This is a genomic window from Enterobacter sp. PL_is379 (genome assembly GCF_055817355.1).
The window spans coordinates 291111-306969 of record NZ_JBVPGT010000031.1; the positions used below are offsets into that span (position 1 = coordinate 291111).

Below are 15859 nucleotides of genomic sequence, written 5' to 3' on the forward strand. Positions count from 1 at the left end.
GCCCTGGCGCGTGACGTTTCACAACCTAAAGCGCGGAAGATACCGCGCATATTGTGAAAATATTTATATTACTGACGCACCAGCCGTCCCGTCGCCGGCACAAAATCGGTGTTGGTGCGCCACGGGTTAATGTCCAGACCGCCGCGGCGGGTGTAGCGCGCGTAAACGCTCAGCTTCTCCGGCTGACAAAAACGCTGAATATCGCTAAAGATGCGCTCCACGCACTGCTCGTGGAATTCGTTGTGATGGCGGAACGACACCAGGTAGCGCAGCAATTTTTCCCGGTCGATTTTTGGGCCGCGGTACTGGATCTGCACCGAGCCCCAGTCCGGCTGGTGGGTGATCAGGCAGTTGGATTTCAGCAGATGGCTGACCAGCGTCTCTTCGACTACCTTTCCGCTCGCCGCGTTTTCGAGGTAATCGGCGCTGAATTCATAATTCTCCACCTCAATATCCTGATCGTCGATGCAGGTCCCGTTGAAGTGGGCGACAGGCTGCCCTTCCAGCTCGTGCAGGCGATACAGTGAAACGCTTACCTTACCCTGCGCGCAGGCGCTTAAGTCACGTTCCAGGGTGTGCTGAACGTCGTCCCAGCTGTTGAATTTTGTCTGGTTAAAACTGTTGAGATACAGCTTAAAGCTTTTGGACTCGACGAGATTAACGCTGGCGTAATCCAGCTCGACGTGGCCCACCGCCACCTGCGGCAGACCGCGTGCGTTGAGCCAGGAGAGTTCGTACAGCGTCCAGATATCACCGCCGACAAACGGCAATGCGTCCGCATGCAGACCCAAAGGATCGCGATTCAGGCTGCGTGGTACGCCCTGCAGCAGGCTTGCATCGTAGGTATCGCGGTAATCGGTCGATTTACCCAGCGTTAAGCCGGTTAACGCCTGATGATTTTCGTAAGACATGTTTCATAGCCACTTTACAGGTACACTTATGGGCTGAGTTTATCCTGTCTGACAAGAAGAGAGAAATCGGTGGACGTCGAAACTGCAAATGCCCTCACTACCTTCACGACCCGCTATTGCGACGCATGGCATGAAAAGCAGGGCTCGTGGCCGCAAAGTGCTGATTTATATGGCGTACCCTCGCCGTGCATTATCTCTTCGCTTGACGATTACGTTATCTGGCAGCCGAAGCCCAATACCGGCGAGCAAAATGTAAATGCGGTTGAACGGGCAATGGACATTGTGGTACAACCAGCGGTTCATGCGTTTTATACCACGCAGTTCGCAGGGGATATGCCCGCGCGCTTTGCTGATATCACGCTGACGCTGTTGCAGACCTGGAGCGGAGACGATCTGCAGCGTGTTCAGGAAAACCTGATTGGTCATCTGGTCACGCAAAAGCGCCTTAAGCTTTCTCCGACGCTCTTTATTGCTACGCTGGACAGTGAACTTGACGTTATCTCCGTCTGTAACCTGTCAGGTGAAGTGGTTAAAGAGACTATCGGTACCCGCAATCGCGAGACTCTCGCCCCCTCTCTTGCGGATTTCCTCACCCGACTTGAGCCACTTCTGTAATCCATGATGCTATAGCGCGTGTGAGAGATCTCTTACAAGGTTTGTGAGAGATCGCTGGAACATTCAGTATTACCTCATTTAGTTCAGATTAATATTACTGTGTTTTTCAATGGATTACGTGTTTATTGCACCGTTTTTAGGGATTTCTTAGGTCTTACACACCCGAAAGGGTGGGTTGTAAGACGAAGCGGAATAGCGGATTCTATCTCCGTCGACAGGATGCCGACACGAGAAACGAACATCAGGATGATGGCGTATCTCACTCAGGACTCGTCAGGATGGCGCTGCAGGAAGGCTTCAGGATGAAGCGAAGTGGATTACGCAGGATGCGTAAGGGACACCTCCAGGAAGGAGAACGAGAGCCGGTCAGGATGGTCGGTGGGTCTGGAAGGCCAGGACGTTTCAGGATGAAACAAACACGTCAGGAAGATGTGTGCAGGATGCATCGGTTTACGGATGACCATGCCTTCGGGCTTCAGGAAAAGTTGTCACGGATGAGCAGGGAGCACGAATTGTAGCTGGAATGCTGCGGAACGAACCGGGAGCACTGTTTTTACAGTGCTCCCTTTTTTTATTTCTGTCTTCCGCAATGCTATGCTGCGCGCCGTTCACTTTTTCAGTTGAGGTTACTATGACGCAACACGATAGCGTTCGTGCTCAGTTGCACGCCATCGAAGCCCTTTTGCGCCAACATCAGCTGTGGCAGGAGACCGCGCCGCAGCCAGAAGCGTTCGCGAGCACCCAGCCCTTCTGCCTGGATACGCTGGCCCCGTTTGAGTGGCTGCAGTGGGTGTTAATTCCGCGCATGCACGCCCTGCTTGAGGGGGGGCACCCGCTGCCGCAGGCGTTTGCTGTCTCTCCCTACTATGAAATGGCGCTCGAGGCGACGCACCCTGCGCGTGACGTGATGCTGGTCGAACTGGAAAAACTGGATGCCCTGTTTGCCGGTGAAGATGCATGACGCTTGAGATCCTCTATCAGGACGAGTGGCTGGTGGCGGTGAATAAACCGTCAGGCTGGCTGGTGCACCGCAGCTGGCTGGATCGCGACGAGAAAGTGGTGGTGATGCAGACCGTTCGCGACCAGATTGGTCAGCATGTTTTTACCGCCCATCGTCTCGACAGACCGACCTCCGGCGTGCTGCTGATGGGGCTGTCCAGCGAAGCTGGCCGTCTGCTGGCGCAGCAGTTTGAACAGCACCAGATCCAGAAGCGCTATCACGCGATCGTGCGTGGCTGGCTGACCGAGTCCGCCACCCTGGACTACCCGCTGGTGGAAGAACTGGACAAAATTGCCGATAAATTTGCCCGCGATGACAAAGGTCCGCAGCCTGCGGTGACGGATTATCGCGGCATGGCGACGACGGAAATGCCGGTGGCCACCAGCAAATTTCCGACCACGCGCTACAGCCTGGTTGAGCTTCTGCCCAAAACCGGGCGTAAGCACCAGCTGCGACGCCATCTTGCACATCTGCGCCACCCGATTATTGGCGACAGCAAACACGGTGATTTGCGCCAGAACCGCAGCGCGGCCGAACACTTTGGCTGCCATCGTCTGATGCTGCACGCGAGCGAGCTCAGCATGACGCACCCGTTTACCGGCGAGCCGCTGACTATTCGCGCGGGGCTGGACGACGTCTGGATGCAGGCGCTGTCACAGTTTGGCTGGCTGGGACAACTCCCCGAAAATGAAAGGGTTGAGTTTGTATCGGGCAACGTTCAGGATGAACAGTAAACGCATTCATTATGGGAAAATAGCATGGCTGAAGTAGGCATTTTTGTCGGCACAATGTACGGCAATTCGCTGCTGGTCGCGGAAGAGGCTGAGGCGATTCTGGCAAGTCAGGGCCATAAAGCCACGGTCTATGAAGACCCGGAGCTGGCAGACTGGGAAAAGTATAAAGACAAATACATTCTGGTGGTGACCTCCACCACCGGGCAGGGCGATCTGCCGGACAGCATCGTGCCGCTGTTCCAGGGCATTAAAGACCAGCTTGGCTATCAGCCGGACGTGCACTACGGCATCATTGCCCTGGGCGACAGCTCTTACGCCAACTTCTGCGGCGGCGGCAAGCAGTTCGATGCGCTCCTGCAGGAGCAGAGCGCCCAGCGCGTCGGCGAGATGCTGCTGATTGATGCGGGTGAGCACCCGGAGCCAGAAAGCGAATCAAACCCATGGGTCGAGCACTGGGCAACGCTGCTTAAATAACCCTGCGCTATACCAATGGTAGGCCGGGTCAGGCGTAGCCGCCACCCGGCATTACCCCCCCAAACGCCATTTCCGTGAACCACCTTCCACTCCTCTGGGCTTATGCCCTAAACAACCTCACTCACACCCTTTAATACTGTGTTTTTGCACGGTGAGGTGAAGAGGCACTCCTTCATATACTTTTCCGGTCACGATAAAACGGCTTCAGGCCGTACCAAAACGACAAAATCAATCTCATTCTGCTTACCCTACCGGTGCTGTACAGAATGAACCAGGCGAAAGCTATGTTTCAGGAGTGCAACAATGAGTTCATTAAGCCACGCAGCGAGCAGCGCTGAAAAGCGCACCAATGCCCGCTACTGGATAGTGGTGATGCTGTTTATCGTCACGTCCTTTAACTATGGTGACCGCGCCACGCTGTCGATTGCCGGCTCGGAAATGGCAAAAGATATCGGTCTCGATCCCGTGGGCATGGGTTACGTTTTCTCCGCCTTCTCGTGGGCCTACGTCATCGGGCAAATTCCTGGCGGCTGGCTGCTGGACCGCTTTGGCTCTAAACGGGTCTATTTCTGGTCCATCTTCATCTGGTCTGCCTTTACCCTGCTGCAGGGCTTCGTCGATATCTTCAGCGGCTTCGGCATTATCGTGGCGCTCTTCACGCTGCGCTTCCTGGTGGGGTTAGCGGAAGCGCCTTCCTTCCCGGGCAACAGCCGCATTGTGGCGGCCTGGTTCCCGGCGCAGGAGAGGGGAACGGCGGTGGCGATTTTTAACTCCGCACAGTACTTCGCGACGGTGATCTTTGCGCCCATTATGGGCTGGCTGACCCATGAGGTGGGCTGGTCGCACGTGTTCTTCTTTATGGGCGGACTCGGGATCGTCATCAGCTTTATCTGGCTGAAAGTGATCCACGAACCCAACCAGCATCCTGGCGTAAACAAAAAAGAGCTGGAGTACATCGCAGAAGGCGGCGCGCTGATCAACATGGATCAGAAATCCTCGACGGCGAAAGTCCCGTTCAGCCAGAAATGGGCGCAGATCAAGCAGCTCGTCGGCTCGCGCATGATGATCGGGATCTATCTGGGCCAGTACTGTATTAACGCCTTAACCTACTTTTTCATCACCTGGTTCCCGGTATACCTGGTTCAGGCCCGTGGTATGTCGATTCTGAAAGCGGGATTCGTCGCCTCGGTCCCGGCAATCTGCGGTTTCGTGGGGGGCGTGCTCGGCGGGGTGATTTCCGACTGGCTGATGCGCCGCACGGGGTCACTGAACATCGCGCGTAAAACGCCTATCGTGCTCGGCATGTTGCTCTCCATGACCATGGTGTTCTGTAACTACGTCAATGCCGAGTGGATGATCATCGGCTTTATGGCGATGGCCTTCTTCGGCAAAGGCATTGGCGCGCTGGGCTGGGCGGTGATGGCGGATACGGCCCCGAAAGAGATCAGCGGCCTGAGCGGCGGTCTGTTCAACATGTTCGGCAACATCTCCGGGATTGTTACGCCCATCGCGATCGGTTACATCGTCGGCACCACCGGATCGTTCAACGGTGCGCTGATCTACGTGGGTGTGCATGCGCTGGTGGCGGTATTGAGTTACCTGGTGCTGGTGGGGGATATCAAACGCGTCGAACTTAAACCTGTTGCGGAGCGTGGCTGATGACAACGCAATCGAGTCCAATCGTCACGGAGATGAAGGTCATCCCGGTGGCCGGGCAGGACAGCATGCTGCTCAATATTGGCGGTGCGCATAACGCCTGGTTTACCCGTAATATCGTCGTACTGAAAGACAGCGCAGGAAATACCGGCGTGGGCGAGGCCCCTGGCGGAGAGGTGATTTACCAGACGCTGGTCGATGCCATTCCGCAGGTCGTGGGCCAGGAAGTGGCCCGTCTGAACAAGGTGGTCCAGCGGGTGCATAAGGGCAATCAGTCGGCAGACTTTGAGACGTTCGGTAAAGGTGCCTGGACGTTTGAACTGCGCGTCAACGCGGTCGCCACCCTGGAGGCCGCCCTGCTCGATTTACTGGGTAAGGCGCTCAATGTCCCGGTCTGCGAGCTACTGGGGCCCGGTAAACAGCGCGATGCGGTCACCGTGCTGGGCTATCTGTTCTACGTTGGCGATCGCAATAAAACCGATCTCCCCTATCTGGCCCGAACCGCGGGCGACCACGACTGGTATCAGTTGCGCCATCAGGAAGCGCTCTCCAGCGACGCGGTGGTGCGGCTGGCCGAGGCGGCGCAGGATCGCTACGGCTTTAAGGATTTCAAGCTGAAGGGCGGCGTGCTGCCCGGCGAGCAGGAGATTGACACGGCCCGGGCGCTGAAAAAGCGCTTTCCGGATGCACGGATCACCGTCGATCCCAACGGCGCATGGCTGCTGGATGAAGCGATTAGCCTGTGCAAAGGGCTGGGGGATGTCCTGACCTATGCGGAAGATCCCTGCGGCGCGGAGCAGGGTTTTTCGGGCCGTGAAGTCATGGCTGAGTTCCGTCGCGCCACCGGGCTGCCTGTCGCGACCAATATGATTGCTACCAACTGGCGCGAAATGGGTCACGCGGTGATGCTAAACGCCGTCGACATACCGCTGGCGGACCCGCACTTCTGGACGCTCTCCGGCGCAGTGCGCGTGGCGCAGCTGTGCGACGACTGGGGGCTGACCTGGGGCTGTCACTCGAACAATCACTTTGATATTTCGCTGGCGATGTTTACCCACGTTGGCGCGGCGGCGCCGGGTAACCCGACCGCCATCGACACCCACTGGATTTGGCAGGAAGGGGAAGCCCGCCTGACGAAAAATCCGCTGGAAATCATCAATGGCAAGATTACCGTACCGGATGCGCCGGGCCTGGGCGTGGAGATTGACTGGGATCAGATCCATAAAGCCCATGAGGCGTATAAAAAATTGCCGGGCGGCGCGCGTAACGACGCGGGTCCGATGCAGTACCTTATTCCCGGCTGGACATTTGACCGTAAGCGCCCTGTTTTCGGACGTCACTGATAAAAGGATTGAACGATGAGTACTTTTTCTACCCCTGTAGTTACCGCCATGCAGATCGTTCCGGTTGCGGGCCATGACAGCATGTTGATGAACCTGAGCGGCGCGCATGCTCCGTTCTTTACCCGCAACATTGTCATTATCAAAGACAATTCCGGCCATACGGGCGTGGGCGAAATTCCGGGCGGGGAGAAGATCCGCCAGACGCTGGAAGATGCCATTCCGCTGGTGGTGGGCAAAACGCTGGGTGAGTACAAAAATGTCCTCAACACTGTGCGCAACACCTTTGCCGATCGCGATGCCGGTGGGCGTGGCCTGCAGACCTTCGATCTGCGCACCACCATTCACGTGGTGACCGGGATTGAATCCGCCATGTTGGATCTGCTGGGTCAGCATCTGGGCGTCAACGTTGCGTCGCTGCTGGGCGAGGGTCAGCAGCGCAGCGAAGTGGAAATGCTGGGCTATCTGTTCTTTGTTGGCGACCGCAAGCTGACGCCTTTGCCGTACCAGGGCCAGCCGGACGAACAATGCGACTGGTACCGGCTCCGCCACGACGAGGCGATGACTCCGGATGCGGTGGTGCGCCTGGCGGAAGCCGCTTATGAAAAATATGGCTTCAATGATTTCAAACTGAAGGGCGGCGTGCTGGCCGGTGAGGAAGAGGCGGAAGCCGTGACCGCGCTGGCAAAACGCTTCCCGCAGGCGCGCGTGACGCTGGATCCGAACGGCGCATGGTCGCTTAATGAGGCCATTGCGATCGGTAAACAGCTGAAAGGCGTGCTGGCGTATGCGGAAGATCCGTGTGGGGCAGAGCAAGGCTTCTCAGGACGTGAAGTGATGGCGGAATTCCGTCGCGCTACGGGGCTGCCGACCGCGACCAATATGATTGCGACCGACTGGCGTCAGATGGGACACACCCTGTCATTGCAGTCTGTTGATATTCCGCTGGCGGACCCGCACTTCTGGACGATGCAGGGGTCGGTGCGCGTGGCGCAGATGTGCCATGAGTTTGGCCTGACCTGGGGCTCGCACTCTAACAACCACTTCGATATCTCTCTGGCGATGTTCACTCACGTCGCCGCCGCCGCGCCGGGCACGATCACCGCTATCGACACCCACTGGATCTGGCAGGAAGGTAACCAGCGTCTGACTAAGCAGCCGTTTGAGATCAAAGGTGGCATGGTGCAAGTGCCTTCCACCCCGGGGCTGGGGGTTGAGCTGGATATGGATCAGGTCATGAAGGCCCACGAGCTGTATCAAAAACACGGTCTGGGCGCGCGCGACGACGCGATGGCGATGCAGTATTTGATCCCGGACTGGACATTCGACAATAAACGCCCGTGCATGGTACGATAAACGCATTGGGACCGCTCCCATGAGCGGTCTTTTACGTGGTGTATGCTTAACGTAACGACTATGCGTAAGGATGGCTTATGAAAATTGTTATCGCACCGGACTCGTATAAGGAAAGTTTGAGTGCGCTTGAGGTTGCGACAGCGATAGAACGTGGTTTTCGCGAGATCTTTCCCGAGGCGATTTACGTCAAACTGCCGGTCGCGGACGGTGGCGAAGGGACGGTTGAGGCGATGATCGCGGCAACGCAGGGACGCATTGTACATGTTCCGGTAACCGGCCCGCTGGGTGAGCGCGTGGAAGGGTTTTATGGCTTATCCGGTGACGAGCAGAGTGCCTTTATTGAAATGGCGGCGGCAAGCGGCCTGGAGCTGGTTGTGCCTTCGCAGCGTAACCCGCTGAAAACCACCTCCTGGGGCACGGGCGAACTGATTCGTCACGCGCTGGATGCGGGCGTTAAGCATATCATCATTGGCATTGGCGGCAGCGCCACCAATGACGGCGGCGCAGGGATGGTGCAGGCGTTGGGCGCTAGATTGCTCGACGCCAGCGAACAGCCTCTTGGGCAGGGCGGGGGCGAGCTGGGAAAACTCGCGCGTATCGACCTGAGCGGGCTGGACAGACGTCTGGCGGAGTGCCGGATAGAAGTCGCCTGTGATGTGACGAATCCGCTTACCGGAAAGGATGGCGCGTCAGCCGTATTTGGCCCGCAAAAGGGGGCCACTCCCGAGATGATCGTTACCCTGGACAACGCGCTGGCGCACTATGCGAGCGTGATTGCCCGGGATCTGGATATCGATGTGCTAAACCTTGCTGGCGGCGGCGCGGCGGGTGGCATGGGAGCCGCGCTGTACGCCTTTTGCGGCGCGCAGCTGCGCCAGGGCATTGAGATCGTGACCGATGCGCTACACCTGGCCGACCAGGTGGCCGATGCGGATCTGGTGATCACGGGAGAAGGTCGCATCGACAGCCAGACGATCCACGGCAAAGTCCCGGTGGGCGTGGCAAAAGTGGCGAAACGCTTTAACAAACCCGTCATCGGCATTGCAGGCAGCCTGACGGCGGACGTTGGTGTGGTTCACGATCACGGCATTGATGCCGTGTTTAGCGTGATCTACACCATCTGCTCGCTGGAAGACGCGCTGGAAAATGCCGGCGAGAACGTCAGGATGGCCGCAAGGAATATCGCGGCGGTGCTGAAAGTCGGGCAGGGGATGTAGTTCTCCCTCTCCCCGTGGGAGAGGGGCGGGATGAGGGCATCAGGCCGCACCCGCAATCGTAGGCCCGGTAAGGCGAAGCCGCCACCGGGCTTTTACCTCAGCTCCCCAACACTTTCATCGCTTCCCGCGTCACGTTATCCATTTCATCCAGCAGCTCCAGGAACTCCGGTTCAAGCTCCGATTCCGGCGTACCGGCACGCAGCTGCTGTTCCAGCAGCTGGCAGAGGTTTTTCAGCCGCGGTACGCCGCTGTACCCGCAGCTACCGTGCAGCTTGTGGATTGCTTCCAGCAGATCTTCCGGGTTTTCACCCACCAGCTGCTCTTCCACCTTATTGCGAATTTCCGGCAGGAACGCGACCAGCATTTGCAGCATCTCGCGGGCCAAATCGGGTTTACCTGCCGCCTGGCGCAGAGCAAGCTGCCAGTCAAGGGTCGCGTTCTGGTTGACGGTTATTTCAACCGGCTCGCTGGATACCGTGTACGTCCCGCCAATATGACCCGGCTTATAGCGTAACAGCAGGTTATGAAGTTTCTCTTCATCGATTGGCTTCGCCAGATAATCATTCATTCCGGCGCTCAGCAGCTTCTCTTTTTGACCGGCCATCGCGTGTGCGGTGACTGCAATCACCGGCGTTTGCTGCTGATGCGGCAGCTGGTGGATCAGCTCGCAGGCCCGAATGCCATCCATGCCCGGCATCTGAATATCCATCAGGATTAAATCGAACTGCATCTGCTTAGCCTGTTCAACCGCCTGCGCGCCGCTGGTGCACAGCTCAACGTGCTGAACCTGGTCTTCAAGCAATGCGCCAATGAGCTTCAGGTTGGCCGGATTATCATCCACCGCCATCACGCTCATCGGCAATTTTTGCTCATCGTCAATCATCGGGAGGGCATGCTGGCTGAGACGGCAATACTCCGTGAGCGCGGGCAGCAGGCGGGTCGCGGTGAGCGGTTTCAGCAGACACGCGGCGGCCCCGTCATTTTTCAACTCTTCTGCATTGAGCTGCGCGTGGCAAGGCAGCGCCAGCAGCAGGTAGTCGGTCATCGACGCGGCTTTCGCCAGTCGCTCCTGCTGCATGGTCAGCTCGCCGGTGAAGGTGACCGGGATCCCCATCAGCAGGATGTCGTAATGCTCAACGGCCAGGGCGGAGAAGGTTGGGCTGTAGACCACCTCCAGCGGCGTGGTGCTTAAGATGTCGAGCGCGCACTGTGCTGCCGCCGCGTTAGGTTCGACGTAGGCCAGACGCTTGCCTTTCAGGCAGTCCGTCACCGGGCCATCGGTCAATACGTTTGGATTGAGGTCCAGATTAATGTGGAACCAGAAGGTTGAACCGCGGTTCGGCTGGCTGTGGAAAGAGATATCGCCGCCCATCTCGTTCACCAGGCGTTGCGTGATCACCAGCCCCAGGCCGGTGCCGCCATGACGGCGGGAGATACTGGCATCCGCCTGACGGAACGCCTGGAACAGACGCGACTGATCCCGCTCCGGAATCCCGATGCCGGTATCGCGGATCTGGACTTCAATCTGCACCTTATTGCTGCTGATCGAGCGTTTTTCTACCAGAATGTCGATGTTACCGCTTTCGGTGAATTTAATGGCATTCCCGACAAGGTTGGTAATGACCTGCTGCAGACGCAGCGGATCGCCAATAACGTTATCCGGTACGTCGTTTTTAATGTTGAGCGTCAGCTCAAGGCCTTTGTCGTGCGACGAGTGCGCGAGCAGCGTCACCACCTCATCGAGCGTACTGCGCAGCGGGAAGGGAATACTTTCCAGGATAAGTTTGCCCGCTTCCAGCTTGGAGAAGTCCAGCACGTCGTTGATGATCGCCAGCAGGTTGTTGGCCGAGCGCTCAATGGTGTGCAGGTGATCGCGCTGGGTCGGGTTGAGCTCGCTTTTCAGGGTCAGGCGGGTGAAGCCGATCACGCCGTTGAGCGGCGTACGCAGCTCGTGCGACATATTGGCCAGGAATTCCGACTTAATACGTGCCGCTTCCTGAGCGCGCTTTTTCGCCAGATCCAGCTCAACGTTCTGAATCTCCATCTGCTCCAGCGTTTCGCGCAGGTCGGACGTCGCCTGGTCAACGTTGTGCTGCATCTCTTCGTGGTACGCCGCCAGCGACATCGCCATCGAGTTGATGCCGTTTTTCAGCATATCCAGCTCGCCCAGCATAAACCCTTCCACACGGCTGTCGAGCTGTCCCCGGCGGATGCGGTCAACCGTGTTAACCATGTTGCGGATGGGGCCCGTCACGTCGCGCATCAGGCGCCAGCCGAAAATCAGCGCAATGCCGATGCAGAACAGCATCATCACGCCAGAGATAAAGATCTCTTTATACTGCTGTAGCCGGACCGACTTGAGATCCAGCTCCAGCGCCACATATCCCAGCATATTGTTGCTGGATTTGGCGTCAGATTGCGCAGATTCATCGGGTGAATAGCTTTCCGATACGATCGGCGTGCGCAGGATCATGATATCGCCGCGCCGCAATACGGTGAGGTGGCGCGGGAACGGCGTACCGTCCGGGATCTTCAGGGCCGCCGGATCGAGATGAAAATTCGAGGTGACAAACAGGCGGTTATGTTCGTCGTAAACGGAAATGGCGCGTACGATGTCCGAGTGGCGCCGGTGGAGTACGCTGATTAACTGCCCAATGGATTCGCGGTTTTGCAGGTTCATGCCGTATTCGCTGGAAACGGCAAGCGGTTCGATAATGCTGGCGCCCGCATCCTCCAGCTGTCGCTGCAAATCGTTATAGCGGTGCACCACAAAGAAGATACTCAGCAGCAAACCGATGAGAACGGTGGGGGCGAGGATCAAAATCATCATGCGCGCGCGCAGGCTGTAGTTGGTCATGGCGTTCCGTTATGGGACAATTAAGATAATTATGTTTATGTGAGAAAAATCTCGGCGATGGCGCAATTCTACTCTGCAAAGCGACGCGTGACGACGCGTCAAATCATCACTGTTGAAGCCACGGACCTTGATCCGTTTGGTCAGGGAGTGGCACGTCACAATGGTAAGGCTCTGTTTATAACAGGTTTACTGCCAACAGAACGAGCAGAAATTACGCTGACGGAAGATAAACGCCAGTTCGCGCGTGGGCAGGTTAAGCGTCGCCTCAACGATAGCCCGGAGCGCGTGAATCCCCGCTGCCCACATTTTGGCGTTTGTGGGGGCTGCCAGCAACAGCATGCGAGCACAGAATTACAGCAAAAAAGCAAAAGCCGCGCGCTGGCGCGTCTGCTTAAACATGACGTTAATGAAATTCTCGCCGATGAGCCCTGGGGCTATCGTCGGCGCGCACGTCTGAGCCTCAGCTATCAGCCAAAAACGGATCGGCTGGAGATGGGGTTTCGCAAGGCCGGCTCCAGCGACATCGTTGATGTGAAGCAGTGCCCCATTTTGGTGCCCCATCTTGAGGCATTGCTTCCGGATGTGCGCACCTGCCTCTCCGGGCTGGACGGCATTCGCCATCTCGGGCATGTCGAACTGGTCATGGCCAACAATGGACCGCTGATGGTCCTGCGCCATACCGCGGCGTTGTCGAAAAAAGATCGCGAAAAACTGGAACGCTTTTCGCATTCACACGACCTGGCGCTTTTCCTTGCACCACAAAGCGAGATACTTGAGCAGGTTACCGGTGAGGTGCCCTGGTATGCGTCAAACGGACTACGCTTAACGTTCAGCCCGCGGGATTTCATTCAGGTGAATGACGGTGTTAACCAGCAGATGGTTGAGAAAGCGCTGGCGTGGCTGGATGTTCAGAAAAGCGATCGGGTGCTCGATCTGTTCTGCGGAATGGGCAACTTCACGCTGCCGCTGGCGCGAAAAGCGGCCAGCGTCGTCGGCGTGGAAGGCGTTGAGGCGCTGGTGGCGAAAGGGCAGGAGAACGCACAGCAGAACGGCTTGCAAAATGTGACATTCTTTCATCAAAATCTTGAGGAAGATGTCACCCAACAGCCGTGGGCAAAACAGGGCTTTGATAAAATCCTGCTTGACCCGGCGCGTGCCGGTGCCCCAGGTGTGATGGCACATATTATTAAACTCGCGCCAAAGCGTGTGGTCTATGTTTCCTGTAACCCGGCAACGCTTGCCCGGGACAGTGAGGCATTAATTAGCGCGGGTTACCAGATTCAGCGTCTGGCAATGCTGGACATGTTCCCGCACACTGGTCATCTGGAATCGATGGTGTTGTTCGAGCACATCTAATTTGTTTGGCTTGTCGACTTCGACAGGCCCTGGTCCCTAAAGGAGAGGACAATGGTTGCGGTAAGAAGTGCACATCTCAATAAAGCTGGGGAGTTTGACCCACAAAAATGGATCGCAAGTCTGGGAATTTCCAGCCAGCAGTCGTGTGAACGCTTAACCGAAACCTGGGCCTATTGTCTGCGCACCACGCAGGGGCATCCCGACGCCGATCTTCTCCTGTGGCGCGGCGTGGAGATGGTTGAAATCCTGTCCATGCTGAACATGGACATCGAAACGCTGCAGGCCGCGCTGCTGTTCCCTCTCGCGGATGCGGACGTGGTCAGCGAAGACGTACTGCGCGACAGCGTCGGGAAATCCGTCGTCGCGCTGATCCACGGCGTGCGCGATATGGCGGCTATCCGCCAGCTCAAAGCCGCGCACACCGATTCCGTCTCCTCAGAACAGGTTGATAACGTTCGCCGGATGCTGCTGGCCATGGTGGATGATTTCCGCTGCGTGGTCATCAAGCTGGCCGAGCGTATTGCCCACCTGCGTGAGGTGAAGGATGCGCCGGAAGACGAGCGCGTGCTCGCCGCCAAAGAGTGTACAAACATCTATGCGCCGCTGGCGAACCGCTTAGGGATTGGTCAGCTGAAATGGGAGCTGGAAGATTACTGCTTCCGCTATCTGCACCCGGCGGAATATAAACGTATTGCCAAACTCCTGCACGAGCGCCGCATCGACCGCGAGCACTATATCGAGGAATTTGTCGGTGGCTTGCGCCAGTCGATGAAAGAAGAGAACGTGCGCGCCGAAGTCTACGGGCGGCCTAAGCATATCTACAGCATCTGGCGCAAAATGCAGAAGAAACACCTCGCCTTTGACGAGCTGTTTGACGTGCGCGCCGTGCGTATCGTGGCGGAGCGTCTGCAGGACTGCTACGCCGCGCTGGGGATAGTGCACACTCACTTCCGTCATCTGCCCGATGAGTTCGATGACTATGTCGCCAACCCTAAACCGAACGGCTATCAGTCTATCCATACCGTGGTGCTTGGCCCTGGCGGCAAAACGGTCGAGATTCAGATCCGCACCAAGCAGATGCACGAGGACGCCGAGCTGGGCGTCGCCGCGCACTGGAAATACAAAGAAGGTACGTCCGGCGGGGCGCGTTCAGGACATGAAGACCGTATTGCCTGGCTGCGCAAGCTGATTGCGTGGCAGGAAGAGATGGCCGATTCCGGCGAGATGCTCGACGAAGTTCGCAGCCAGGTCTTTGATGACCGGGTCTATGTCTTTACCCCGAAAGGGGACGTTGTCGACCTGCCTGCGGGCTCTACGCCGCTCGATTTTGCCTACCACATCCACAGCGATGTGGGGCACCGCTGCATCGGGGCGAAAATCGGCGGACGAATCGTACCGTTCACCTATCAGCTGCAGATGGGTGACCAGATTGAAATCATTACCCAGAAGCAGCCCAACCCGAGCCGGGACTGGCTTAACCCGAACCTGGGCTACGTCACCACCAGCCGCGGACGCTCGAAAATCCACGCCTGGTTCCGTAAACAGGATCGTGACAAGAACATCCTTGCCGGTCGCCAGATCCTCGACGACGAGCTGGAGCATATCGGGATAAGCCTGAAAGAGGCGGAGAAATTCCTGCTGCCGCGCTACAACTTCAACGAGCTTGACGAGCTGTTAGCGGCGATCGGCGGCGGTGATATCCGTCTGAATCAGATGGTGAACTTCCTGCAGGCGCAGTTCAATAAGCCAAGCGCGGCAGAGCAGGACGCGGCGGCGCTGAAGCAGCTGCAGCAGAAAACCTACGCGCCTCAGCAGCGCAGCAAAGACAATGGCCGCGTGGTGGTCGAGGGCGTGGGCAATCTGATGCACCACATTGCCCGCTGCTGCCAGCCTATTCCGGGCGACGATATCGTCGGCTTTATCACCCAGGGGCGCGGGATTTCGATTCACCGTTCCGACTGCGACCAGCTTGCCGAGCTTCAGTCGCATGCGCCGGAGCGCATCGTGGAAGCGGTCTGGGGTGAGAGCTATTCCGCCGGCTATTCGCTGGTGGTGCGCGTTACCGCCAACGACCGCAGCGGCCTGCTGCGCGACATCACGACCATTCTCGCCAACGAAAAGGTCAACGTGCTGGGCGTCGCCAGCCGCAGCGATACCCGCGAGCAGCTTGCCACCATCGATATGACCATCGAAATCTACAACCTGCAGGTGCTGGGCCGCGTGCTCGGCAAGCTGAACCAGGTGCCGGATGTGATTGACGCGCGTCGTCTGCACGGCGGCTAAACATCCTCTTACGTAGGCCGGGTAAGGCAACGCCGCCACCCGGCATTTTTTCATCAGGAC

The 15859-nt window shown here is 57.6% G+C and carries 12 protein-coding genes; 10 read left to right on the plus strand and 2 right to left on the minus strand.

The window, feature by feature from the left end; translation table 11 throughout:
* Window positions 1-68: 68 nt before the first annotated feature.
* A complete protein-coding gene (gene queF / locus AC0TOY_RS17865; protein ID WP_021241894.1) occupies window positions 69-911 on the minus strand; it encodes an NADPH-dependent 7-cyano-7-deazaguanine reductase QueF in 843 nt (280 codons plus the stop codon).
* 69 nt (window positions 912-980) lie between these two features.
* On the opposite strand from queF, the gene syd reads away from it, so the two are divergent.
* The 8 genes from syd to AC0TOY_RS17905 all read left to right on the plus strand — a co-directional run bounded on the left by syd (window position 981) and on the right by AC0TOY_RS17905 (window position 9303).
* Entirely contained in the window at window positions 981-1526 is a 546-nt protein-coding gene (gene syd, locus AC0TOY_RS17870; RefSeq protein WP_473722268.1) for a SecY-interacting protein, read from the plus strand.
* A 631-nt stretch (window positions 1527-2157) separates the two neighbouring features.
* A complete protein-coding gene (locus AC0TOY_RS17875; RefSeq protein ID WP_023309024.1) occupies window positions 2158-2487 on the plus strand; it encodes a YqcC family protein in 330 nt (109 codons plus the stop codon).
* The gene (gene truC / locus AC0TOY_RS17880; protein WP_024909276.1) at window positions 2484-3260 is read left to right on the plus strand and encodes a tRNA pseudouridine(65) synthase TruC; all 777 of its coding nucleotides are present in this window, start codon (window positions 2484-2486) and stop codon (window positions 3258-3260) included. Before AC0TOY_RS17875 ends, truC begins: the two co-directional genes overlap by 4 nt.
* A gap of 24 nt (window positions 3261-3284) precedes the next feature.
* Window positions 3285-3734, plus strand: coding sequence for a flavodoxin (locus tag AC0TOY_RS17885; RefSeq protein WP_029741558.1), 450 nt, complete (start codon window positions 3285-3287; stop codon window positions 3732-3734).
* Window positions 3735-4037: 303 nt separating this feature from the next.
* Window positions 4038-5393 carry a galactarate/glucarate/glycerate transporter GudP gene (gene gudP, locus AC0TOY_RS17890; RefSeq protein ID WP_157189669.1) on the plus strand — a complete coding sequence of 452 codons (1356 nt, stop codon included), beginning with the start codon at window positions 4038-4040 and terminating at the stop codon, window positions 5391-5393.
* Window positions 5393-6733 carry an enolase C-terminal domain-like protein gene (locus AC0TOY_RS17895; protein ID WP_157189668.1) on the plus strand — a complete coding sequence of 447 codons (1341 nt, stop codon included), beginning with the start codon at window positions 5393-5395 and terminating at the stop codon, window positions 6731-6733. The genes gudP and AC0TOY_RS17895 overlap by 1 nt, the downstream gene beginning before the upstream one ends.
* A gap of 15 nt (window positions 6734-6748) precedes the next feature.
* Window positions 6749-8086 (plus strand): glucarate dehydratase, encoded by a 1338-nt coding sequence (gene gudD / locus AC0TOY_RS17900; RefSeq protein ID WP_024909272.1) that lies wholly within the window; start codon window positions 6749-6751, stop codon window positions 8084-8086.
* A gap of 77 nt (window positions 8087-8163) precedes the next feature.
* Window positions 8164-9303, plus strand: a complete 1140-nt coding sequence (locus AC0TOY_RS17905; protein WP_157189667.1) for a glycerate kinase — start codon at window positions 8164-8166, stop codon at window positions 9301-9303.
* A gap of 97 nt (window positions 9304-9400) precedes the next feature.
* Here the strand turns inward: AC0TOY_RS17905 and barA are convergent, their stop codons facing one another.
* Entirely contained in the window at window positions 9401-12160 is a 2760-nt protein-coding gene (gene barA, locus AC0TOY_RS17910) for a two-component sensor histidine kinase BarA (protein WP_024909270.1), read from the minus strand.
* A 57-nt stretch (window positions 12161-12217) separates the two neighbouring features.
* Here barA and rlmD point away from each other — a divergent pair, with 57 nt between their 5' ends.
* Together rlmD and relA are read left to right on the plus strand one after the other, a co-directional pair.
* The gene (rlmD, locus tag AC0TOY_RS17915; RefSeq protein WP_473722270.1) at window positions 12218-13516 is read left to right on the plus strand and encodes a 23S rRNA (uracil(1939)-C(5))-methyltransferase RlmD; all 1299 of its coding nucleotides are present in this window, start codon (window positions 12218-12220) and stop codon (window positions 13514-13516) included.
* Window positions 13517-13567: 51 nt separating this feature from the next.
* Complete coding sequence (gene relA, locus AC0TOY_RS17920) at window positions 13568-15799, plus strand: GTP diphosphokinase (protein WP_024909268.1); 2232 nt, start codon at window positions 13568-13570, stop codon at window positions 15797-15799.
* Window positions 15800-15859 lie beyond the last annotated feature (60 nt).

Coding starts and splice junctions, on each gene's coding strand:
- relA (WP_024909268.1), top strand. CDS start 13,568: ATGGTTGCGGTAAGAAGTGCACATCTCAATAAAGCTGGGGAGTTTGAC.
- queF (WP_021241894.1), bottom strand. CDS start 911: ATGTCTTACGAAAATCATCAGGCGTTAACCGGCTTAACGCTGGGTAAA.
- AC0TOY_RS17885 (WP_029741558.1), top strand. CDS start 3,285: ATGGCTGAAGTAGGCATTTTTGTCGGCACAATGTACGGCAATTCGCTG.
- AC0TOY_RS17905 (WP_157189667.1), top strand. CDS start 8,164: ATGAAAATTGTTATCGCACCGGACTCGTATAAGGAAAGTTTGAGTGCG.
- gudD (WP_024909272.1), top strand. CDS start 6,749: ATGAGTACTTTTTCTACCCCTGTAGTTACCGCCATGCAGATCGTTCCG.
- rlmD (WP_473722270.1), top strand. CDS start 12,218: ATGGCGCAATTCTACTCTGCAAAGCGACGCGTGACGACGCGTCAAATC.
- gudP (WP_157189669.1), top strand. CDS start 4,038: ATGAGTTCATTAAGCCACGCAGCGAGCAGCGCTGAAAAGCGCACCAAT.
- AC0TOY_RS17895 (WP_157189668.1), top strand. CDS start 5,393: ATGACAACGCAATCGAGTCCAATCGTCACGGAGATGAAGGTCATCCCG.
- truC (WP_024909276.1), top strand. CDS start 2,484: ATGACGCTTGAGATCCTCTATCAGGACGAGTGGCTGGTGGCGGTGAAT.
- barA (WP_024909270.1), bottom strand. CDS start 12,160: ATGACCAACTACAGCCTGCGCGCGCGCATGATGATTTTGATCCTCGCC.
- AC0TOY_RS17875 (WP_023309024.1), top strand. CDS start 2,158: ATGACGCAACACGATAGCGTTCGTGCTCAGTTGCACGCCATCGAAGCC.